At 59.3% G+C, this 22,742-nt stretch carries 20 protein-coding genes; 13 read left to right on the forward strand and 7 right to left on the reverse strand.

Translation table 11 applies throughout. The annotated features are described in order from the left end of the window. The first annotated feature begins 72 nt into the window (after positions 1-72). On the forward strand, positions 73-1,023 hold the full coding sequence (locus HYI44_RS06010; protein WP_225568952.1) for a choline sulfate utilization transcriptional regulator: 951 nt from the start codon (positions 73-75) through the stop codon (positions 1,021-1,023). 7 nt (positions 1,024-1,030) lie between these two features. Here the strand turns inward: HYI44_RS06010 and HYI44_RS06015 are convergent, their stop codons facing one another. After that, positions 1,031-1,696, reverse strand: coding sequence for an NAD(P)-dependent oxidoreductase (locus HYI44_RS06015; RefSeq protein ID WP_225568953.1), 666 nt, complete (start codon positions 1,694-1,696; stop codon positions 1,031-1,033). 83 nt (positions 1,697-1,779) lie between these two features. Here HYI44_RS06015 and HYI44_RS06020 point away from each other — a divergent pair, with 83 nt between their 5' ends. The 10 genes from HYI44_RS06020 to HYI44_RS06065 all read left to right on the forward strand — a co-directional run bounded on the left by HYI44_RS06020 (position 1,780) and on the right by HYI44_RS06065 (position 12,798). Further along, the gene (locus HYI44_RS06020) at positions 1,780-2,106 is read left to right on the forward strand and encodes a DOPA 4,5-dioxygenase family protein (protein ID WP_122840896.1); all 327 of its coding nucleotides are present in this window, start codon (positions 1,780-1,782) and stop codon (positions 2,104-2,106) included. 314 nt (positions 2,107-2,420) lie between these two features. Continuing rightward, the gene (locus tag HYI44_RS06025; protein ID WP_045061648.1) at positions 2,421-3,728 is read left to right on the forward strand and encodes a CitMHS family transporter; all 1,308 of its coding nucleotides are present in this window, start codon (positions 2,421-2,423) and stop codon (positions 3,726-3,728) included. Between the two features lie 84 nt (positions 3,729-3,812). Further along, entirely contained in the window at positions 3,813-4,580 is a 768-nt protein-coding gene (locus HYI44_RS06030; RefSeq protein WP_045061647.1) for a TerC family protein, read from the forward strand. Positions 4,581-4,902: 322 nt separating this feature from the next. Continuing rightward, positions 4,903-6,561, forward strand: a complete 1,659-nt coding sequence (locus HYI44_RS06035; RefSeq protein WP_225568954.1) for a Na/Pi cotransporter family protein — start codon at positions 4,903-4,905, stop codon at positions 6,559-6,561. Positions 6,562-6,738: 177 nt separating this feature from the next. After that, positions 6,739-8,118, forward strand: coding sequence for a M16 family metallopeptidase (locus HYI44_RS06040; protein WP_225568955.1), 1,380 nt, complete (start codon positions 6,739-6,741; stop codon positions 8,116-8,118). Positions 8,119-8,203: 85 nt separating this feature from the next. After that, positions 8,204-9,232, forward strand: coding sequence for a DUF5924 family protein (locus HYI44_RS06045; RefSeq protein WP_225568956.1), 1,029 nt, complete (start codon positions 8,204-8,206; stop codon positions 9,230-9,232). 54 nt (positions 9,233-9,286) lie between these two features. Beyond that, complete coding sequence (locus tag HYI44_RS06050) at positions 9,287-10,435, forward strand: MlaE family ABC transporter permease (protein WP_122840891.1); 1,149 nt, start codon at positions 9,287-9,289, stop codon at positions 10,433-10,435. Then, on the forward strand, positions 10,432-11,235 hold the full coding sequence (locus tag HYI44_RS06055; RefSeq protein ID WP_045061642.1) for an ABC transporter ATP-binding protein: 804 nt from the start codon (positions 10,432-10,434) through the stop codon (positions 11,233-11,235). The genes HYI44_RS06050 and HYI44_RS06055 overlap by 4 nt, the downstream gene beginning before the upstream one ends. A 1-nt stretch (position 11,236) precedes the next feature. Then, a complete protein-coding gene (locus HYI44_RS06060; protein WP_122840890.1) occupies positions 11,237-12,175 on the forward strand; it encodes an MlaD family protein in 939 nt (312 codons plus the stop codon). After that, on the forward strand, positions 12,172-12,798 hold the full coding sequence (locus HYI44_RS06065; RefSeq protein WP_122840889.1) for an ABC-type transport auxiliary lipoprotein family protein: 627 nt from the start codon (positions 12,172-12,174) through the stop codon (positions 12,796-12,798). The genes HYI44_RS06060 and HYI44_RS06065 overlap by 4 nt, the downstream gene beginning before the upstream one ends. Positions 12,799-12,926: 128 nt before the next feature. On the opposite strand, the gene HYI44_RS06070 is transcribed toward HYI44_RS06065, so the two are convergent. The 5 genes from HYI44_RS06070 to HYI44_RS06090 all read right to left on the reverse strand — a co-directional run bounded on the left by HYI44_RS06070 (position 12,927) and on the right by HYI44_RS06090 (position 17,470). Then, the gene (locus HYI44_RS06070) at positions 12,927-14,156 is read right to left on the reverse strand and encodes a nucleoside recognition domain-containing protein (protein WP_122840888.1); all 1,230 of its coding nucleotides are present in this window, start codon (positions 14,154-14,156) and stop codon (positions 12,927-12,929) included. A gap of 268 nt (positions 14,157-14,424) precedes the next feature. Beyond that, positions 14,425-15,756 carry a glutamate/aspartate:proton symporter GltP gene (gltP, locus tag HYI44_RS06075; RefSeq protein ID WP_122840887.1) on the reverse strand — a complete coding sequence of 444 codons (1,332 nt, stop codon included), beginning with the start codon at positions 15,754-15,756 and terminating at the stop codon, positions 14,425-14,427. Between the two features lie 713 nt (positions 15,757-16,469). Next, positions 16,470-16,934 carry an inhibitor of vertebrate lysozyme family protein gene (locus HYI44_RS06080; RefSeq protein ID WP_122840886.1) on the reverse strand — a complete coding sequence of 155 codons (465 nt, stop codon included), beginning with the start codon at positions 16,932-16,934 and terminating at the stop codon, positions 16,470-16,472. Positions 16,935-16,936: 2 nt separating this feature from the next. Beyond that, entirely contained in the window at positions 16,937-17,101 is a 165-nt protein-coding gene (locus HYI44_RS06085; RefSeq protein WP_003177151.1) for a DUF1328 domain-containing protein, read from the reverse strand. Between the two features lie 81 nt (positions 17,102-17,182). Next, positions 17,183-17,470 carry a hypothetical protein gene (locus tag HYI44_RS06090; RefSeq protein ID WP_225568957.1) on the reverse strand — a complete coding sequence of 96 codons (288 nt, stop codon included), beginning with the start codon at positions 17,468-17,470 and terminating at the stop codon, positions 17,183-17,185. A gap of 433 nt (positions 17,471-17,903) precedes the next feature. On the opposite strand from HYI44_RS06090, the gene algB reads away from it, so the two are divergent. After that, positions 17,904-19,250, forward strand: a complete 1,347-nt coding sequence (gene algB / locus HYI44_RS06095; RefSeq protein WP_045059125.1) for a sigma-54-dependent response regulator transcription factor AlgB — start codon at positions 17,904-17,906, stop codon at positions 19,248-19,250. A 10-nt stretch (positions 19,251-19,260) separates the two neighbouring features. Continuing rightward, on the forward strand, positions 19,261-21,051 hold the full coding sequence (locus tag HYI44_RS06100) for a KinB sensor domain-containing domain (protein ID WP_225568958.1): 1,791 nt from the start codon (positions 19,261-19,263) through the stop codon (positions 21,049-21,051). 7 nt (positions 21,052-21,058) lie between these two features. Here HYI44_RS06100 and HYI44_RS06105 read toward each other — a convergent pair whose 3' ends face one another. After that, positions 21,059-22,672, reverse strand: coding sequence for an EAL domain-containing protein (locus tag HYI44_RS06105; RefSeq protein ID WP_122840883.1), 1,614 nt, complete (start codon positions 22,670-22,672; stop codon positions 21,059-21,061). Positions 22,673-22,742 lie beyond the last annotated feature (70 nt).

Genomic DNA, 22,742 nt, shown 5'->3' on the forward strand with positions numbered 1-22,742 from the left:
GCGACCGAGCATGGGTGCCATGCCTTTTGCGGTAAAGCCCACACCCGGCAATGACTAGGATAAGCACAGCTTATGTATGACGCCCTTGGTGATCTGTCGCTCGATCTGCTCCGAGCCTTTGAAGCGGCGGCCCGCCATCGCAGCTTCACTGCGGCTGCCGTAGAGCTGGGAACCACCCAGCCAGCGGTGAGCCAGCAGATCAAACGGCTGGAAGAGCAACTGGCTGCTCGACTGTTTGATCGCATCTACCGCGGGATCGAACTGACCGAGGCCGGTTCAGTACTTTTTCAGCAAGTTCAGCTCGGTCTGCAGAATATCGACGCAGGATTAAGCGCGATCAGCGCCCAGCATCAGCATGAAGTGCTGCAAGTGGCTACGGACTTCGCCTTCGCCGCGTACTGGCTGATGCCAAGGTTGCATCGCTTCCATGCGGCCAATCCCAATGTTGACGTAAGCCTGGTCACCAGTGAACGCAGTCACAACATGCTGCGCAGCGATATCGACGTGGCCGTACTGTTTGGCGAGGGCCGCTTCAAGCAGGGTGAGAGCCATTGGCTATTCAGCGAGGAAGTGTTCCCGGTGTGCAGTCCGCTGCTATTGCAGGGACGGGTCGTGCCCTTGCCCGCACAGGCATTGCTGGAGTTTCCGTTACTGCACCTGCGCGGCGAGAACGGCAGCAACTGGTTTGACTGGAGCGGTGTATTTCGCGAACTGGGGATTAATTCGGTACCGGCTCCCGGGCAATTGCGTTTCGACAATTACACGTTGCTGATTCAGGCGGCGATTGGCGGCCAGGGTGTGGCTATCGGCTGGCGCCATCTTGTGGATAACTTGCTGGCGCAGGGACTGTTGTGTCGGCCGATTGCCGAAACGGTGATTTCCCGACTCGGTTATTACGTCGTGTTGCCCCAGCGCAAGCGGCGCGGAGTGTTGATTCAGCAATTCGTCGACTGGCTGATGGCGGAGCAGGCCAGTAGCGCGCAGTCCTTGAACGGGTTGCCGTTGCCGTCCATTGCGGTGTGATCCAGCTTCAGGACGCTGAAACCGCAACAAAACTCACGTGCTCCCCCACATGCAGATTCAACTGCAGCTCATCAGCAATCCCTACCGCCACCCGCTGCAATCGTTCGAGCGGCTCCGCCAGTCCCGGCTCGAGGCTAGTGCTGACCTGGCTGAAATGCTCGATGGTCAGCCCGGGAACACCCCGAGGGGCGTTAACCATTGTCCATTGCAAATCGCTGCTTTGCAGGGCCTCGCGAATTTCTTCAGCCGCATGGCGTTGCAGGCGATCCTCTATTTCCGGATCGTCCAATACCTCGAAATCACCCACCAGGAACAGTCGCGCAATATGGGATGCCTGCATGCCTTCGATCAGCGCATCCACAGCCAACACTTGTTCCACGGGCCCCGGCATAATGGTTTTTTCCACGTATTCGCTGTCGAAAGGCAGCCCTGGCGCGTCTAACAGGCAGACCACGGCCGTGCTGCCGGCCACGCTCTGCTTTACCCGCTCGGCGTCAAACAGGTCGCCGCTCTTGGTGCGCAGCCCCGGACGCGGTGAGAGCGCTGTGAGGTCGTCCAGAATCGCGATCACTTCATGCTGACGTCGCAGCATTTCAGCCATCAGCGCACTGCCCAGGCTACTCATGGCACCATAAAGCACCACTTTCACAACGCGGGTTTCGGCATTTTTCATGGCTGGGGTCCCTTGATCGCAACGTATATGGCGTGTGACCCGCGGCAATCGTTCAGGGTTCGACCGGGTTTGGAGGGTTTCAGATGCAAGGGATAAAGGGCTATCACGCCCACGTGTACTTCGACGCGAGCAACATCGATCAGGCGCGGGCACTGTGCGAGCAGGCGGCGCAGCGGTTTCCCTTAAGGATGGGGCGCGTGCACGAACGTCCGGTAGGTCCGCACCCGGACTGGAGTTGCCAGTTGGCCTTCGAGCCACAATACCTGGGCGAGGTGCTGCCGTGGCTGGCGCTCAACCGCAAGGGGTTGGTGGTGTTCCTGCATCCCGATACCGGAAACGATTTGTTGGATCACACCGAGCACGCGATCTGGATGGGGGCGATTCGCCCACTGGATCTGAGTGTTTTTTAACCAGCGAAATATCATCCTGCGCAAACCGTGCTGTCCGACGACCGGTTAAACATCCGGTCATTGCTTTCACTGGCGAAAGCTGGCTGAAAGCTTCCCCGATTAGGATCGCCTCACTCCCGGCAACAGACCGGTTGGCCCACGCGAGTGTTTTGCTGCTCGCACGGCCCATTTAACAACAACAATGGTGATCCTGATGTCCTTCTCAATCCGCCCCTGCGCTTTAACTCCGCCCGCTCGACTCGTGCTTCCCGTTCTGCGCTGACCTCACCCGGTTCGCTCATTTCCCCTAGCCGCGCCACGCCTGGAGTATTCCCATGCTGACTTTCCTTGGCTTTGCCATGGTCATCACGTTCATGTTCCTGATCATGACCAAGCGCCTGTCCGCGCTGATTGCCCTGATCATCATCCCGATTGTTTTCGCCCTGTTCGGTGGCTTTGCGCCGAAGATCGGTCCGATGATGCTCGAAGGCATCACCAAGCTCGCGCCGACCGGTGTGATGCTGATGTTCGCGATTCTGTACTTCGCCCTGATGATCGACTCCGGCCTGTTCGACCCGGCTGTGCGCAAGATCCTCAAACTGGTAAAGGGCGACCCGCTGAAAGTTTCGGTCGGCACCGCCGTACTGGCGCTCGTCGTCTCCCTTGATGGTGACGGCGCGACCACTTACATGATCTGCGTGGCGGCCATGCTGCCGCTCTACAGCCGCATCGGCATGAGCCCGCGCATCATGGCCGGCCTGATCATCCTCGCCGGTGGCGTGATGAACATGACCCCGTGGGGTGGCCCGACCGCCCGTGCCGCGAGCGCGCTGCACGTGGACCCGTCCGACATCTTCGTGCCGATGATTCCGGCGATGCTGGCGGGTGTGGTGGCGATCCTGGCGATTGCCTACTTCTACGGCAAACGCGAACGCGCTCGTCTGGGTGAACTGCACCTGGCTGGCGATGAAATTGACCACAGTGAGATCAGCGTTTCGCAATTCCCGGATGCCCGCCGTCCGAAGCTTATCTGGTTCAACGGCGCGTTGACGCTGGTGCTGATGTGCACCCTGATTGGCGGCTTGTTGCCACTGCCGGTGTTATTCATGGTGGCGTTCAGTATCGCGATGATCGTCAACTACCCTTGCCTGCAAATGCAGAAAGATCGCGTTGCGGCCCATGCCGGCAGCGTGCTGGCAGTGGTCGGTTTGATCTTCGCGGCCGGTATTTTCACCGGTATTCTGTCGGGCACCGGCATGGTCGATGCGATGTCGAAAAGCCTGCTGGCGGTGATTCCGGATTTTCTCGGCCCGTACCTGGCAGTGATTACCGCACTGGTGAGCATGCCGTTCACATTTTTCATGTCGAACGATGCATTTTATTACGGCGTGTTACCGGTACTTGCCGAAGCAGCGAGTCATTACGGTATAACCGCAGTTGAAATGGCACGTGCCTCGATCGTCGGTCAGCCCGTCCACTTGTTGAGCCCGCTGGTACCATCGACTTATCTGTTGGTGGCCCTGGCCGGTATCGACTTCGGTGACCACCAGCGCTTTACCCTGAAGTGGGCAGTTCTGGTGTGCATGTGCATACTTGTTGCAGCATTGCTGATGGGGATTTTTCCGCTGTTCAGCACTCTATAAGCCCAAGACTCACCGTGACGGGTCCTGGCTTTTTTATCGAAGCCCGGACCCTTCGTGGTTCAACACATCCTCAAAGGAATACACATGGAATGGCTGACCAACCCTGAGATCTGGGTTGCCTTCTTTACCCTGACCGCCCTGGAAATCGTCCTGGGTATCGATAACATCATCATGATTTCGATCCTGGTCAGCCGCATGCCCAAACACATGCAGGCGCGTACCCGGATCTTCGGCCTGGCGCTGGCCATGGTTACGCGAATCCTGTTGTTGCTGTCGATTACCTGGGTCATGCAGCTGACCGCAGACCTGTTCGAGGTCTTCGGCCAAGGCATATCCGGGCGTGACCTGATCCTGTTCTTCGGCGGCCTGTTCCTGCTGTGGAAAAGCTCGCAAGAGATGTATCACGCGCTGGAAGGCGAAGACGAGACCGGTGAGGAACCGACCGGCAAGGGTGGCAACTTCCTGTACACCATCATCCAGATCGCGATCATCGACATCGTGTTCTCCCTGGATTCGGTGATCACGGCAGTGGGCATGGTCTCCCATGTACCGGTCATGGTCGCGGCCATTGTTGTCGCCGTACTGGTGATGATGTTGGCGGCCGGTACCATCAGCTCGTTCATCGACAAGCATCCGTCGTTGAAAATGCTGGCGCTGTCGTTCCTGCTGGTAGTCGGCACCGTGTTGATCGCCGAGTCGTTCGAAGTCCACGTACCCAAAGGCTACGTCTACTTCGCCATGGCGTTCTCGCTGGCGGTGGAAGCGTTCAACATCAAGATGCGCACTGCCATGGCAAGAAAGCGCAAGCAGCAGGACCCGGTGAAACTGCGCAAGGATATTCCTGGCCAGTAATATCGCTAACCTGCATGAAACCTGTGGGAGCGAGCCTGCTTGCGATGGTCGTCAACGATAACGCGTACTGACTGAGTCAACTCGTTGTCCTCGATATCATCGCGAGCAGGCTCGCTCCCACAGGGCATGAATGGGGACCTCAGGGTCCCTGTTTTGTTTTTCCATCCAGCTGTTTTTATGACACTTTTGTTTCAATCATCTCTTTAGCTATGCGATGCTGGCGCGCAGACCGTTAGCCAACTACAGCTTAAGTACAGAACGTAGAAAAACGCGCGGCACGTCAACTTGCTCCTTTGGGGCGCTACCACCACAGGGGGCCTTTATGCTCACCCTGCTCAATTTGTTATCTGCCGTGGCCCTGCTGATCTGGGGCACGCACATCGTCCGAACCGGCATCCTGCGGGTCTACGGGTCCAATCTGCGCCATGTGATTGGCCAGAACATGTCCAGGCGCTGGCTGGCGTTTATTTCCGGCATCGTCGTGACGGCTATGGTCCAGAGCAGTAACGCCACGGCCATGCTGGTCACTTCGTTTGTTGGCCAGGGCCTGATGGCACTGACCCCGGCGCTGGCGACCATGCTTGGCGCAGACGTCGGCACGGCGTTGATGGCCCGGGTACTGACTTTCGATCTGTCCTGGTTGTCGCCGCTGCTGATTTTCGTCGGAGTGATTTTCTTCCTGTCCCGCAAGCAGACGCGACTTGGGCAGATGGGACGGGTCAGCATTGGTCTGGGCCTGATCATTCTGGCGCTGCAGCTGATCGTTGAATCCGCCGCGCCGATCACCCAGGCCCAAGGCGTAAAGGTGATTTTCGCCTCGCTGACCGGCGATATCCTGCTCGACGCCCTGGTCGGCGCGCTGTTCGCGATGATCTCCTACTCCAGTCTCGCCGCCGTCCTGCTCACCGCCACCCTGGCCGGCGCGGGAGTGATCAGCCTGCCGGTGGCTATCGGCCTGGTGATTGGCGCGAACATCGGCAGCGGCGTGCTGGCCTTCCTCAGTACCAGCATGCAAAACGCCGCAGGCCGCCAGGTGGCGCTCGGCAGCCTGTTGTACAAACTGATAGGACTATTGCTGATCATTCCGGTGCTGGATCCTATGGTGCACTGGATCGACAGCCTCGACTTCAGCCCGCAGGAAATGGTCATCGGCTTCCATTTGCTCTACAACACCGTGCGCTGCCTGATCCTGCTGCCCAGCGTGGGGCCGATGGCCAGGTTGTGTGCCTGGTTGCTACCGGAACGCCCGGAGATCAATGGCACGGCCAAGCCTCGCCACCTGGACCCCACTGCGCTGGTCACACCCAGCCTGGCGCTGGCCAATGCGGCACGGGAAACCCTGCGCATCGGCGACCTGATCGATAATATGCTCGAAGCCATGCTCGATGTGCTGCACGGCAAGCAGACGGCCGTGACTCAGGAAATGCGCCGCCTGACGGATGATGTTGAATCGCTCTACAGCGCGATCAAGCTGTACCTGGCGCAAATGCCCCGTGAAGACTTGAGCGAGCAGGACAGTCGACGCTGGGCGGAGACCATCGAGCTGGCGATCAATCTAAAGCTTGCCAGCGACCTGATCGAACGCATGCTGCGCAAGGTCCAGCAACAGAAGACTTCGCAGCGTCGGTCATTTTCCGAAGTGGGCCTGGAGGAATTGGCGGGGCTGCACAGCCAGCTGATCTCCAACCTGCGCCTGGGGTTGTCGGTGTACCTCAGTTCCGACAAGGAAAGCGCCCGCCAGTTGTTGCGTGAGAAACGTCGCTTTCGCGCGCAGGAACGGCGCCTGGCGCATGCGCATGTGAGCCGTTTGCAGCGCAAGATTGTGCAGAGTATCGAGACCAGTTCCTTGCATCTGGAGCTGATTGCCGACATGAAGCGCCTCAATTCACTGTTTTGCAGCAGTGCCTATGCAGTGCTGGAAACGTCCGACACAGGTGCGCTGGCGGTGGACGATTTGGTGGACATCACACATTCGCCTTGAACGTCTGCCAAGGTGGTGAGTCAGTAACATTGGTTCAGCCGCAAGACCGCTTTCGCGAGCAGGCCCGCTCCCACAGGGGTTTGTGAGCCCCAAAAATCTACTGGGGGAGCGGGCTTGCCCGCGAAAGCGGCCTGACTGACGACATGGATCTCCGATTAGGTTGCCTGGAAGCCCGTTATGCGTTGCCTGTTGTTCGCCTGTCTACTGCTTGGCTCATTACCCTCATTCGCCCTGGATCGCTTCCAGGTCGAGGGCTATACGCTGCCCAACGGTTTGCAATTGCTGCTCAAGCCCGGCATGGACCGTGGTCATGTGGCGATTCGCCTGGTGGTGGGCGTCGGTCTGGATGACTTCGGTTGCGCCGACAAGGAGCTGCCGCACCTGCTCGAACATCTGTTGTTCAGCGGCATCGACGCCACCGGCGAAGGTGGGCTGGAAGAGCGCATGCAGGCCCTGGGCGGCGAGTGGAATGCCTACACCAGCAACGCCGACACCACATTCGTCATCGAAGCGCCGGCGAAAAACCAGCGCAAAGTGCTGGATCTGTTGCTGGCCCTGTTGACCCAGACCCGTTTTGACGACAATGCAATCAATGCGGCCAAGCAGGTGGTGGAGCGTGAGGACGGTGGCCACTACTCTCACCTGCAGCGCTGGCTCGATCGCCAGGATCTGGGCCACACCGCGAGTAACCAGCTGGCGGTGGAGCTGGGCCTTAAATGCCCTGAGCGTGCGCAAGTCGATCACCTGACTCGCGAACAGCTCGAGGAGGTGCGCAACGCCTGGTACGCCCCCAACAACATGACGTTGATCGTGGTCGGCGACCTTGATCGCCTGCTGCCAGCCTATCTGGAGCGGGCCTATGGCGCGCTGGAAGCGGTCGACCCGACCGATCACCCGCCCCTGCCGGAAATCAAGGCAACGGCAGCCCACGAGCGTACGTTGAGCCACGGCCTGGTGGGCAACGGCGCCAAGTTGCACTGGCTGGTGCCCGAGCCGGTACTGGAGGACCAGCACGACGAGACCTTTGATTTGCTCAAGGACTACCTGGACTGGGCGCTCTACCGCCAGATGCGCCTGGCACATAGCCTGTCCTACGGGCCCTCGGCCGAGCGCGAGGTGTTTGGCGGGGTGGGTTTCATGAGCCTCAATGCAGACTTGGAGCGCGATGATTTGCCCGCAGCCAGGCTGGTCCTGGAAGAACTCAAGGCAGGCCTGCTCAAGGACGGTCTAAACGTCGACACTTTCAACCGCCTCAAACAGGCCGCCATCGCCCGGCAAGCCTGGGCCGTGCAGGGCAACAGCGCGCTGGCCGATTATTACTGGGGCGCGCTGGGTGACTTCCAGAACGGGCGCTTTGCTGATCCGGCCAGGGATCTGCAAGGTGTCACCCTGGAAGAAGCCAACCGCGCCATGCGCTCGTTGTTGCTGCAGCCGGGGTATCTGCGGATTGAAAAGCCGTTGATCAGTGATGATGAGTTGATCTGGCTGGTGGCCGGAATGTTGGGCCTGCTGGTACTGGGATTGTTGGCGTGGCGTCTGCGCCGAAAGACTTCATGACTATGGGAGCGAGCCTGCTCGCCACACCACCCTCTCGGGCGGTAATCTGTCGAGGATTTTTCCTACGACCAATGCGAATCGCCGAATGCCAACCCTGACCCTGTACGTGCAGCGCATACTGGAATTGATGAAGCGCTACCCTGGGGTCATTGCGCTCGGTGGGTTTATCTCCGGGGTCGGCAGTTTCATTCTGGTCGATCGCCAGCAAGGGCTGGCCACCTGGATCACCATCATCATGGTCCTTAGCTGGATCTGGCTGATGCTGGAAAACAGCCTGACCAGGCTGTTCGCCAAAATATTCAAGCGCGAGATACCCCAGCCCTTGCTGCGCTATGCCACGCAGATGATCCACCAGGAAAGCCTGTTCTTCGTCCTGCCGTTCTTTTTCATCACCACCACTTGGAACAGCGGGCAGTTATTCTTTACCGGGCTGCTGTGTATCGCCGCGCTGATATCAATCATCGACCCGCTCTACTACAAGTGGCTGGCCCCCCGCCGCTGGGCGTTCCTGGCCCTGCATACGCTGACCTTGTTTGCCGCGCTGCTGACCGCTCTGCCCGTCATCCTGCACCTGACCACGGCCCAGAGCTTCAAGCTGGCCCTGGGCACAGCGGTGGTCCTGTCGTTCCCCAGCCTGGCGTCGATCTTTCCCATTCGCACCCTGCGCAACGCGTTGGCGATCCTGAGTATCACCGTGGGGATCGGTGGCGTCGGCTGGGTGCTGCGTTCCTGGGTGCCGCCGGCGACACTGTGGATGACCGATGTCGCCATCAGCACGCAACTGCAGGACCGCACCCCAGGCGACAGCCTGGATGAAGTCACGGCCGAGCAGATCCGTGGTGGCGGGCTGTATGCCTACACCGCGATCAACGCGCCGCGCGGGCTGGACGAGCGGATTTACCACGTGTGGAAGTTCAACGGCAAAGAAGTGGATCGCATCCCGCTGGATATCCATGGCGGGCGTAAGGAAGGCTACCGCGCATGGACGCACAAGCAGAATTTCCCGGGCAATCCGGCTGGTAACTGGCAGGTGCGGGTGCTCACCGAGGATGGCCAGGTCATTGGCGTGTTGCGTTTCAAGATCACAGACAGCACACCGATCAAAGAAAAGTAATACGCTGCGTGATATTACGTACCACAGTCATTCAGTCGAACAAGCATGGAGCTTATGACCAGCAGTACAACGGCCGGCAACGCCCAACTGGACGCCTCTCACTCTCCTGCACAATTGCGGGTCACGGGTGACTGGACGCTTGCCCATTACGCCAACCTCAAGGGCCTTTGCGAAACCATTCGCGGCCAATACGACGACAGCACCCACATCGACCTCAATGGCCTGGGCGCCCTCGACACGGCCGGCGCGTCGTTGTTGGTGGAGTTGTTGGGATCCGAGCGGCTTGGCAAGTCCGCCGAACATCCGGACTGCACCTTGTCCGGCGCCGATCGCGCACTGCTGCACACCGTCTATTGCTCCATGACTGATTTCTGCGTGCCGATCAAGGAGCCCGAAGTCAGCGTCGGCATCCAACTGCTGACGCGCATCGGGCGCGCGGTGGACGCGGTCTGGCAAGACACGCTGCAGTTGCTCGGGTTTGTCGGCCTGATCCTGGAAACCATCGCTCGCGGCCTGTTTCGTCCCAAACGCTGGCGCATCACGCCAATGGTGGCGCACATCGAGCAAACCGGTCTGGACGCTGCGCCGATTGTTGCCCTGCTGACCTTCCTGGTCGGTGCCGTGGTGGCATTTCTGGGGGCGACGGTGCTGGCGAGTTTTGGTGCGAGTATCTTTACCGTGGACCTGGTGGCGTTCTCGTTTCTGCGCGAGTTCGGCGTGTTGCTCACCGCGATCCTGATGGCCGGCCGCACCGCCAGCGCGTTCACCGCCCAGATAGGGTCGATGAAGGCCAACGAAGAAATCGACGCCATTCGCACATTGGGCCTGGACCCCATGGAGCTGCTGGTCGTGCCGCGAGTTCTTGCGCTGCTGGTTGCGCTGCCGATGCTGACGTTTCTGGCGATGCTCTCCGGGATTATCGGCGGCGGCGTGGTGTGCGCGGTTTCGCTGGATATCTCCCCGGCGATGTTCCTCTCGCTGTTGCAATCGGATATTGGCGTTCAGCACTTCCTGGTGGGCATCGTCAAAGCGCCGATCTTCGCCTTCCTGATTGCTGCCATCGGTTGTCTGGAGGGCTTCAAGGTCAGCGGCAGCGCCGAGTCCGTTGGCGCACACACCACGTCGAGCGTGGTCCAGTCGATTTTTGTGGTGATTGTGCTCGATGCCGTGGCCGCGCTGTTTTTCATGGAGATGGGCTGGTGAGTCGTCAACCCCGAGCGTCCTCCGAGGCGGTGATCGAAGTCCGCGGCTTGTGCAATCGTTTCGGCAGCCAGAGCGTGCACGAGAATCTCGACCTGGACTTGTACAAAGGCGAGATCCTCGCCGTGGTCGGTGGTTCCGGCAGCGGCAAATCGGTGCTGTTGCGCAGCATCGTCGGCTTGCGCCAGCCCAGCGAGGGCATGGTGAAGGTCTTCGGGAAAAACCTGCCGGCCCTTCCCGAGCACGAGCGCTCGCTGGTGGAGCGCCGTTTTGGCGTGCTGTTCCAGAAAGGCGCCCTGTTCTCCTCGCTGACCGTGACCGAGAACGTCGCCCTGCCCCTAATCGAACACGCGGGGTTGAGCCGCAATGACGCCGAGCACCTGGCGGCGGTAAAGCTGGCCTTGGCGGGCTTGCCGCTGTCTGCTGCGGACAAGTACCCCGCTTCGCTGTCCGGCGGGATGATCAAGCGCGCCGCACTGGCCCGCGCGCTGGCGCTGGATCCGGACATCCTGTTTCTCGACGAGCCCACCGCCGGCCTGGATCCCATCGGCGCTGCCGCTTTCGACCAATTGATCCTGACCCTGCGTGATGCGCTGGGCTTGAGTGTGTTTCTGGTCACCCACGACCTGGACACCCTCTACACCATCACCGATCGAGTGGCGGTGCTGGCGCAGAAAAAAGTGCTGGTGGCGGATGCCATCGACAAGGTTTCGGAAACCGACGATGCGTGGATTCACGAATATTTCCACGGCCCTCGCGGCCGCGCGGCGCTGACTGCCGCTCAACAGCTCAACGAGGTCTGACATGGAAACCCGAGCCCATCACGTACTGATCGGCCTGTTCACGGTAATTGTGGTGGCAGCCGCTCTGCTCTTCGGGCTCTGGCTGGCCAAGTCCAGTGTGGATACCGAGTTCAAGGACTACGAAATCGTGTTCAACGAGGCGGTCAGCGGCCTGTCCAAAGGCAGCGCCGTGCAATACAGCGGGATCAAGGTCGGCGATGTGGTGACCCTGCGCCTGGACCCGAACGATCCGCGTCGGGTACTGGCGCGGATTCGCCTGGGCGGCGAGACGCCGATCAAGGAAGACACCCAGGCGAAGCTGGCGCTGACCGGGATTACCGGCACGTCGATCATCCAGCTGAGCGGCGGCACGCCCCAGAGCCCGACGCTCAAGGGCAAGGACGGCAAACTGCCGGTGATCGTGGCGTCGCCCTCGCCCATCGCTCGCCTGCTGAACGACAGCAACGACCTGATGGCGGGCGTCAACACGCTGATGCACAACGCCAACCTGATGTTCTCCACGGAAAACGTCGAGCGCATCAGCAAGACCCTGGAGCACCTGGAGCAGACGACTGGCACCATCGCGGACCAGCGCGGCGACATCCGCCAGGCCATGCAACAGCTGGCATCAGTGGGCAAGCAGGCCGGCGCCATGCTGGAACAGACCTCTGCGCTGATGCGCAATGCCAACGGCCTGCTCAATGATCAGGGCAAGCAGATGTTCGCCAGCGCCGAGCAGGCCATGAAGTCGCTGGAACAAAGCAGCGCCACCATCAACCAGTTGCTGTCCAGCAACCAGGACTCGCTCAACAATGGCATGCAGGGTCTTAACGGGCTCGCACCCGCTGTGCGTGAACTGCGCGATACGCTGACCTCGTTGCGCGCCATCTCCCAGCGCCTGGAAGCCAATCCCAGCGGATATCTGCTGGGCAACGACAAGAACAAGGAATTCACCCCATGAAGCTGACCCGCGCCCTGCTCTTCACCGGTTTTGCGCTGATCAGTGCCTGCTCGATCCTGCCCAAGGCGGATCCGTCGGATGTGTACCGACTGCCATCGACTCAAGGCGCTGCTCCGGTCAGGCAAGACGCCGTACAGCCGTGGTCGTTGCGTTTGGCCAAACCCCAAGCAAGCCAGGCACTGAACAGCCCGAACATCGCCGTCATTCCCCAGGGCGACCTGATCAGCAGTTACAAAGCCTCGCGTTGGAGTGACCCTGCCCCCGTGTTGCTGCGCAATCGCCTGCTGGATGGCTTTCAGCGTGACGGCCGGGTACCGTTATTAAGCACTGACGACAGCAACTTCCAGGCGGACCTGGAGCTCGGTGGCAATTTGCAGGCGTTCCAGACCGAGTATCAGGGTACGGCAGCTACCGTGGTGGTGCGTCTGGATGCGTTGTTGGTGCGCGGGTATGACCAGCGGATTCTCGCCAGTCGCCGCTTTGAAGTGCGCCAGCCGCTGACCGACGTGCAGGTGCCGGCCGTGGTGGCCGGGTTTGGCCTGGCGAGCGACCAGTTGACGGCGCAGGTGGTGGATTGGGCGGTGGCGCAAGGCCAAAAAGCAGTCCCGCCGCGGCGCCCGTAAACCCGGCACATTTCCTCTATAGGAGCGAGCTCGCTTGCGAAGCGCTTGAGGGTGCTGCTGGGTGTCAGGTTACCTGCGTCATCGTTCACGACCCTCGCGAGCCAGCTCGCTCCTACAAGGGGCGGTTGTTAGCCGAAGAACCAGTAGCAAACGGCGATTGCGCCGACTACTCCGGCGAATTCCGCCAATAAAGCGCAGCCAACGGCATGCCGCGCACGCTGAATCCCCACCGCGCCGAAGTAAACCGCCAACACATAAAACGTGGTTTCAGTGCTGCCCTGGATCGTCGCCGCCACTAACGCCGGGAAGCTGTCGACCCCAGACGTTTTCATGGTCTCAATCAACATGGCGCGGGCGGCGCTGCCGGAGAAGGGCTTGACCATCGCGGTCGGTAGCGCGTCAACGAACCGCGTGTCCCAACCCGCCCACTCCACAAGGTGCCGAATGCCATCCAGGCCAAAATCCAGCGCGCCCGAGGCCCGCAATACGCCGACCGCGCAGAGCATCGCCACCAGGTACGGCAACAGATTCTTCGCTACATCGAAGCCTTCCTTCGCACCTTCGACGAACGCTTCATAGACCTTAACTTTGCGTAGCGCGCCAATCACCAGGAACAGCATGATCAGACCAAACAGCGTCAGGTTGCCGAGAATGGAAGACAGGCCGGCCAATGCGGTGGCTGACAGCGTCGCCAGCAGTGCCATGAAGCCGCCGAGTGCCAGGGCACCGGGGATCATGTAGGCAAGCACCACCGGATCCCACAGACGCAGGCGTTGCATGAATGCCACGGATAGCAACCCAACCAGAGTCGAACAGCTGGTGGCCAGCAGGATCGGCAGGAACACCAGGGTTGGATCCGGCGCACCTTGCTGCGCCCGGTACATGAAGATCGTCACCGGCAGCAGCGTCAGCGAAGAGGCATTGAGTACCAGGAAGAGGATTTGCGCGTTGCTGGCAATGGTCGGGCTGGGGTTGAGCTCCTGCAGTGCCTTCATGGCTTTCAAGCCGATTGGCGTGGCAGCATTGTCCAGGCCCAGGCCGTTGGCGGCGAAGTTGAGGGTGATCAGGCCGATCGCCGGGTGACCGGCCGGCACTTCCGGCATCAGCCGCAGGAACAGCGGCCCCAACGCTTTTGCCAACCAGTCGACGATGCCGGCTTTCTCGGCGATTCGCAGAAAGCCCAGCCAAAGGGTGAGGGTGCCAAACAACAGGACCATGACCTCGACCGACAACTTGGCCATGGCGAAAATGCTCTCCACCATCGCGGCAAAGATCCCGGCGTTGCCGCCAATCAACCACTGCGCCAGCGCCGATACGGCGGCCACGATGAAGAAGCCAAGCCACAGGCCATTAAGCATCAGTCAAATCCCCCAAAGAATGCGGCGAATGATAACGGGGTAGCCAGAAACGACAAACCCCGGATTTCTCCGGGGTTTGTCTGGAACTGCTGGCGGCCCATTTACATGGATGGCCTCAATCTACTGTAGGAGCTGCCAAAGGCTGCGATCTTTTGGTTTTTTTAAAAGCCAGATCAAAAGATCGCAGCCTTCGGCAGCTCCTACAGAGTGATCGGCACCCCAAAAGTCATGATGAATGTTCAACATTTTGGGGGCAGACCAGCGTGAGTCAGTTTTTGGAAACTTCACCTGCCGGCAGTTTTTCCTTGCTGCGCCAGTGCGGCAACGAGTTCCAGTAGCGTTGGCCCTTGGCATCGTCGTACATGCCTTCCCAGCGAGAGATGACCAGGACCGCCAAAGCGTTGCCGATCACGTTCAGTGCGGTACGGGCCATGTCCATGATGCGGTCGACACCTGCGATGAACGCCAGGCCTTCCAATGGAATACCCACGCTGCCCAGGGTCGCAAGCAGCACCACGAAGGACACGCCCGGCACGCCGGCGATGCCTTTGGAGGTTACCATCAGGGTCAACACCAGCAGCAGTTGCTGGCTGATCGACAGATCAATGCCGTACAGCTGCGCAATGAAGATTGCCGCGATGCTCTGATACAGCGTCGAGCCGTCGAGGTTGAAGGAGTAGCCGGTCGGTACGACGAAACTGCAGATGGCTTTCGGCGCGCCGTAGGCTTCCATTTTCTCGATAACCCGCGGCAGCACGGTTTCGGAGCTGGCGGTGGAGTAGGCCAGTACCAGCTCATCCTTGAAGATGCGCATCAGCTTGATCACCGAGAAGCCGAACAGGCGAGCAATCAGGCCCAGCACCATGAAGGCGAAGAAGGCAATAGCGAAGTAAACCAGCAGCACCAGTTTGGCCAGTGGCAGCAGGGACGCGAAGCCGAAGTTGGCGACGGTCACCGCGATCAGTGCGAACACGCCAATCGGGGCATAGTTCATGATCATGTGGGTGACCTTGAACATGCTTTCCGACACGCCCTGGAACATGGTGACCAGCGGATCGCGCAATTCCGGTTTCAGGCTCGACAGACCGAGGCCGAACAATACCGAGAAGAAAATGATCGGAAGCATCTCGCCGCGAGCAATGGCCGCGAAGATATTCGACGGGATCAGGTTGAGAATGGTCTCAATGAACGCGTGTTCATGCTGGACCTCGGCAGCTGTGGCCTGGTACTTGGAGATATCCACAGTGCCCAGGGTGCTCATGTCGATGCCGGCACCCGGGTGGAACAGGTTGGCCAGTACCAAACCTACGACGATGGCGATCGTGGTGACGACCTCGAAGTAGATGATGGTCTTGAGCCCGATGCTGCCGAGTTTTTTCGCGTCACCGACGCCGGCAATGCCGACGATCAACGAAGAGATTACGATCGGAATCACAATCATCTTGATCAGACGGATAAAGATATCGCCTGCCGGTTGCAGAACGTTACTGATCCACCAGGCTTTTTCGGCGCCGAAATGGTTGAGCAGCGCACCGATTGCAATCCCCAATACCAGACCGATGAGGATCTGCCAGGCGAGGCTAAGCTTTGCCTTCTTCATATCTTTACCCTTACTTGCGTTTGACTCAGGCAGATGCGCGGAACAGGAACGCTCGTGGCGAAAAAGTCTTGTGCATCGGCCTCCGTATAAGGTGCCCCGGAGCGCTTGTTGGTAGCTCTCTGGCAGGCGAAAAAAGGCGCAACTATTCCGATGCAAGACTGCGACGTCTAATGCCGTAAACGCCTACCCTATGCCGAATCGGCATGAGCTTTTTTAATCGAAACTGGCGTCCCAACCGGTTCGAATACGACATTTCGGCAGGCAAAAGTGCCGTGAACCGGCCATCACAGCGGGGATTGAGTGTTTTTTGATCAACCGCAGAAAGGGATTTTTGGAGCAAAATTCGATGATCAGAAAGTCAAATAGCCTTGAAAAATCAGGTTATTTTTCTCGATGTACGGTCGTCAGGAAACACCGGGAAATGTATTTTTCCGGTGTGGTTGATTCGAATTGTAGAGAGGAAGGTGCAAACGAGGATTGAGTGCTAACCGAATGCCTCGATTGCATAAGCTCTTCGCAGGTTCGTCGACATTGAATATCGCGAACCTGCGTCGCAGCTTTTTTCCTGACCCGGCCCTTGCGCAGGTACTCCCTGTACCCGTAGGTCACTGCGCCCCTGAAACAGGCAGAGCGTCCCGGCCCCCTGGTCATGCGCCTGCCGTCATCGGGCAGTGCATCGGAAAGACGCCTGGCGGCCTCTTTCTATTTCAAACTCAGTACCACTTTGGATCTTTTTTCAGTTGTTCCATCAACAGGTTCTGCATGCCCTCATCGGGCTTGCCGAGGAACCGGTAAGTAGCATGTCGCGTCGGCGACTTGTCAGCCGGCAGCCCGGCTGGCACTTCAACCAGCATCCCGTAGGCGTCATCCTTGTCGAAGCTGACAGCAACGATCAGACGCTTGTTCAGACAGGTCGCCTGCGATTCGCATAGCGGTCCTACAAGGTACTTGTCGCCATCCTCTTGCACTGCATTCATTTGCTCGGCATCTCCGGACAGGTTCATCACCCATTCCGGCAGGCGTTCTTCCTTCTTAACCACGCCTTGCCAGGTTTCGCGATACTGCGGATCGGAATTCAACAGCTCGTTGACCCGCGTCTGGCCATCATTGGCTGCCATCGCCATGGCACTGCCGCCCAGTAGCAGGGCGGCTGCCAGTGTCTTCAACGAGACGTTCATGTTCAGCCTCGACCACGGCGGCCAAAGAAGAACGACGCAATGAACATCACTAGGAACACGACAAAGAGAATCTTGGCGATACCCGTGGCGGTGCCCGCGATACCACCGAAGCCCAGTACGGCGGCGATGATGGCAATGATCAAGAATGTGATTGCCCAGCTCAACATGGTGATTCTCCTTACGCTTCTATTTTAGAGGTGATGCTTTTGGTGCTTTTCCCGGCGCAAGCAGCGCGCCAAGTCTGGTGATCAGAACACCCAGCGCTCCTGACGAGGCATCTCATTCGCAGGCTGTGCCTGGTCGACGTCCATCATCCGCAGGGGGGTGCTATCTGCCGCTTGACTGCTGGCGGCACTGAAGTGGGTTTGAGTCGGATATTTGAATGACAGCTGCGGCGCTTCCTGCTGCTGGCTTTGTTCCCAACGCTGGAATTGCTGGCCGCCAATCAATGTGATCAAAAGCGCAAGTACAGCGAATAGACCTTGCTGGATGTGCAGGGGCGAGATGCGCAATTGGGCGGTACGTTGGCGATTCATCCGGAAACTCCTCCCACTTCGGTGGTGATCTTGTTGTGGGCGATCTTTTGCCCTGATTACCCAGACTATTGCAGCCTGCATGCCAGCTTTTTCATATGAAAAAACTGTTTAAAAACAATGACTTAAAAGATGGTTAAAAATCACATTGAACGCATCCTGCACGATGGGCTCTCTACGGTCGTGCGTAATGCACGATAATGCCGTAGGAACTTTCATTCTTTTTGAATTGAGAGGAGGGCGCGGATGTCAGAAATGGACGTGGGCATTTGCCCAAAAAATCGTATTTCACAAAAAATCCTGTTAAATCAAGCCTTTGTCCGACGAGGCGGTAGATAGCTACCCTTCCTTTGATGAAAAGGCACAGAATTGACCATGCAACTTGCCCGATTTTTCCGGGACTAACCTAAGATCATTCTTTATGGAGCGTAGGAAAATGGAGTCAGCCACGGAGCATCAAGGCCGCATTCTGCTGGTGGACGACGAATCCGCCATCCTGCGAACTTTCCGTTATTGCCTTGAAGACGAAGGCTACAGTGTCGCCACGGCCAACAGCGCTGCCCAGGCAGATGCCTTGCTGCAACGCCAGGTGTTTGACCTGTGCTTTCTGGATTTGCGCCTGGGAGAAGACAACGGCCTCGACGTCCTCGCACAGATGCGCATTCAGGCGCCATGGATGCGTGTCGTCATAGTCACCGCTCATTCGGCTGTGGATACGGCTGTAGATGCCATCCAGGCCGGTGCTGCCGATTATCTGGTCAAGCCGTGCAGCCCCGACCAGCTGCGTCTGGCCACGGCCAAGCAATTGGAAGTGCGGCAACTCTCGGCGCGCCTTGAAGCGCTGGAAGGTGAAGTGCGCAAGCCCAAGGACGGCCTGGACTCCCATAGCCCGGCCATGAAAGTGGTGCTGGAAACGGCCCGCCAAGTCGCCGGTACCGACGCCAACATCCTTATTCTCGGCGAGTCCGGGACGGGCAAGGGCGAGTTGTCCCATGCCATTCATGGCTGGAGCAAGCGCGCGAAAAAATCTTGCGTCACTATCAACTGTCCTTCGCTGACCGCGGAGTTGATGGAGAGCGAGTTGTTTGGTCACAGTCGGGGTGCTTTTACCGGCGCCAGCGAAAGTACTTTGGGTCGAGTCAACCAGGCGGATGGCGGAACCTTGTTTCTTGATGAGATCGGCGATTTTCCCCTCACGTTGCAACCAAAGTTGCTGCGTTTTATTCAGGACAAGGAGTATGAGCGAGTCGGCGACCCTGTCACTCGCCGTGCCGATGTGCGGATTCTGGCGGCGACCAACCTCAACCTCGAAGACATGGTGCGCGATGGGCGCTTTCGCGAAGACCTGCTTTATCGGTTGAACGTCATCACGTTGCATCTACCGCCTTTGCGCGAGCGGCGTGAAGACATCCTAAACCTGGCTGATCGCTTCCTGGCCCGCTTCGTCAAGGAGTACGCTCGTCCGGCGCGGGGTTTCAGCGAGGAGGCCCGCGAGGCGTTACTCGGGTATCGCTGGCCGGGCAACATCCGTGAGCTGCGTAACGTGGTGGAGCGTGCGAGCATCATTTGTCCGCAGGAACGAGTCGAGATCAGCCACCTGGGCATGGCAGAAACGCCGGTGAACAACGCGCCGCGTATTGGCGCGGCACTGAGTCTGGACGAGCTGGAAAAGGCTCACATCGGCGCGGTCCTGGCCACCGCCGACACGCTGGACCAGGCTGCCAAGACCTTGGGTATCGACGCCTCGACGTTGTATCGCAAACGCAAGCAGTACAACCTGTGAGTCATCCCCGATGAAACTGGCGATGAAGTTGCGCACCCGGCTCTTCCTGAGCATTTCCGCGCTGATCACCGTCGCGCTGCTTGGGCTGTTGCTCGGGCTGGTCAGCGTGATGCAGATGGCCAGTTCCCAGCAGTCGCTGGTTCGCAACAATTTCGCCACCCTGGATCTGGGGCTGAAACTGCGCCAGACCCTGGGTGACCAGTTGGTCGTCATGCTCAGCGAGAACCCGGACCGCGCTGCTTTCGATAAATCCAGGGATCACTACCTGCAGTTGCTCGACGAAGGCATTGCCCACGAACAGGTGAGTGACGGCTTCAAGTACGGTTTCAAGCAGGCCAAGGCTGACTACCAGGATTTTTTGCAGGCCTACGCGGATACACGTAGCCCCTCCCATCTGTTGAGCGGAAACGAAGAGCTCACGGAAAAATTCAACAAACTGCGCAATGGTCTGCTTTCCGAGCACAAGCGCGCCCTGGATGCCATCTATGCAACCGAACGTTCAGCGCGAGACCGTGCCTTGTTGGTAGCCGGTCTGATCGGGCTGGTTGGCCTCGCGGTGCTGATTATCGGCTTTGTCACTGCCCATGCCATTGCCCGGCGTTTTGGTGCTCCGATCGAGGCGCTGGCGCAGGCGGCTGACAATATTGGCCAGGGCAATTTTGAAGTCACCCTGCCGATATCGTCAGCTGCGGAGATGAATCTGCTGACCAAGCGGTTTGGCATCATGGCCGAGGCCCTGCGCGAGCATCAGGCAACCAATGTTGACGAATTGCTCGCCGGCCAACAGCGCCTGCAAGCGGTGCTCGATAGCATCGATGACGGTTTGTTGATGATTGACCGCGAAGGACACCTGGAGCATTTGAACCCAGTGGCCCAACGGCAGCTGGGCTGGGACTCGGACCGCTTGGGGCAGGGGTTGGGTTCGGCCCTCGAACGTCCGGAGCTCGATGGGCAGCTGCAGCTGGTGTTGCGCGGCGGCACCCTGGAGCGGGCTCCCGAAGACCTGAGTATTGAGGTCGACGGCGAATCGCGGTTGCTCACCTACAGCTTGACGCCTGTGAGCCACACCCAGGGGCATATCCTCGGCGCGGTGATGGTGCTGCACGACGTAACCGAACAGCGTGCATTCGAACGGGTGCGCAGCGAGTTCGTGCTGCGGGCTTCCCATGAGCTGCGCACACCGGTCACCGGCATGCATATGGCGTTCGGCCTGTTCCGGGAAAGGGCCAAATTCCCGGAGGATTCTCGTGAAGCCGATCTGCTGGATACGGTAAACGAAGAGATGCAGCGGCTGATGCAGTTGATCAACGATCTGTTGAATTTTTCTCGTTACCAGAACGGTCTGCAGAAGCTCACGTTGGCGCCGTGCTCCATCGAAGATCTGCTGGAACAGGCCCGAGTACGTTTCTGTGGGACCGCTTTGGCGAGCAATATCGATCTGGTGGTGGAAGTGCAGGACCCGTTGCCCCGGCTGCAGGCCGACCAGGCGCAGCTGGATCGTGTACTGGATAACCTTATTGATAATGCGCTGCGCCACACCTCCCCGGGCGGGCAGATTCGCCTGCAGGCAAGACGCCACGGCGAACGTGTGATCATCAGCGTAGAGGACAACGGCGAAGGAATTGCCTACGGCCAGCAGGGGCGGATTTTCGAACCTTTCGTGCAGGTCGGTCGCAAGAAAGGCGGCGCGGGCCTCGGCCTGGCGCTGTGCAAGGAGATCGTGCAACTGCACGGCGGGCGAATGGGGGTTTACTCGCGACCGGGGCAGGGCACGCAGTTCTACATGGCCCTGGCGGTCTGAAGCGTGGTCAGGCCTCGTCGTCCAGGCGACGGCCTGCCAGGCGTCGGCCACGGGTAATCAGTTCGATGAACTGCACTGCGCTTAATGCTCGAGCGAATAGCCAACCCTGACCGAACTTCACTCCTTCGCTGCTCAGGAAGGCGGCCTGGGCTTCATGTTCGATGCCTTCGGCAATCACCTTGAGTTGCAGGGCCTGGGCCATGTGGATGATGTGCGGCGCCACGCCGCTGCTGGCGGCGTCATGTCCCAGGGCGTCGATAAACGCCTTGTCGATCTTCAGGCAGTCCACTGGCAGCGTTTGCAGATAGGCGAGGCTGCAATAGCCAGTGCCGAAGTCGTCAATCAGCACCTGGTGCCCGACGTCCCGCAAGGCTTGCAGGTTTTCCCGGGCGACGACTACGTCGATCAATCCGCGCTCAGTCACTTCAAAGGCAATCTGCTTGGCGGCGACCCGGTGCAAGGTCAGCAAGCGGGCCATGACCTGGCCAACGCGCGGCACCATGACATCGCATGCCGCGAGATTGACTGAGATGTACAGCTGGGGGTTGGCGCGCAGCAGTTGGCCCAACTGCTCCAGTAATCGTTGCAGGACAAAATCAGTCATTTGGCGGATCTGGCCGGTATTCTCAGCCATGGGGATGAACAGGTCGGGGCTGGTGAGCGTGCCGTCCGGTCGGCGCCATCGAAGCAAGGCTTCGGCGCCGACGCAGTTGCGGCTGTCGAGGTCGAAAATCGGTTGATATAACACCTGCAGTTCGCCCCGGCGGATGGCGCCGCTGAGCTCGGCATCCATCGACTGGCGCTGCCGCACCAGCAGGAACACCAGAAACCCGACAAAACCACCCAGCACCAGGCTGGCCGGGACCAGCCACCACCAGACCGGCGGCACGTGGATTCCCGTGCGCGGTGAGATCAGCACCAGCTGATAGGCGGGGTTGTTGGTGGGCATGCGGTAGATCAGGTGTGTCTGGGTAATCTGCAAGGCATCGCGGCTTTTTGGCGACCAAACTTCCAGCGGCGGCCAGGCCTGCTCCGCACCGAGAACCGGTATGGCGCGTTTGCCATGGTCGAGCACCACGAGCAGGCTGCTACCTGGCGTCAGGTCGACCATGTCGGTCAAATGGCCACGCGAAGTAGCGACCCGAAAATTGCCGCGCCCCAGCATCAGCGCTGCGCGGTTTTCGTCCGGTTCGGTGGTGGTGTTCAGCCAGTAGCTGTAGGTGGGGCCCTTGATGTCCGGGGCGCGGCTCATCGACAGGCCTTCCTGGCGAGGCCGGTTGGAGCAGATTCGCGAGGAGTCCATGTAGGCGGCTTCGTAAACGAAGCGATAGTTGAATGTCACCTGCTGCAAGGTGGCGATCATTTCATCGTCGCAGGTGCGCAAAGGTTGGGCTTCAAGGTCGTCGAGGCTTTCTCGCAATTGGCCGAACAACTGCTCCAGGCGCGCAAGGAAGCGCTCGCCCTGAGCATTCATCTCTTCGCTTTCGTTTTTATCAATGTGGTGGACGGCGACGAATAGACTGCCTGTAAGCAATAACGTTGCACTGAAGACAGCCGCCAGCGTCGCCAAAAACCATGGGCGATAAAACCAGCTACGTAGTGTCTCTCGAGCAGGTGGCATCCGGTAACATCCGAAGAATTACCAATGAGTTATAGCTGCTGGTTGAGTAAAACGCCCGACCGTCGGGCGG

The organism is Pseudomonas sp. Y24-6 (assembly GCF_020295325.1).
Lineage (GTDB): Bacteria > Pseudomonadota > Gammaproteobacteria > Pseudomonadales > Pseudomonadaceae > Aquipseudomonas > Aquipseudomonas gregormendelii.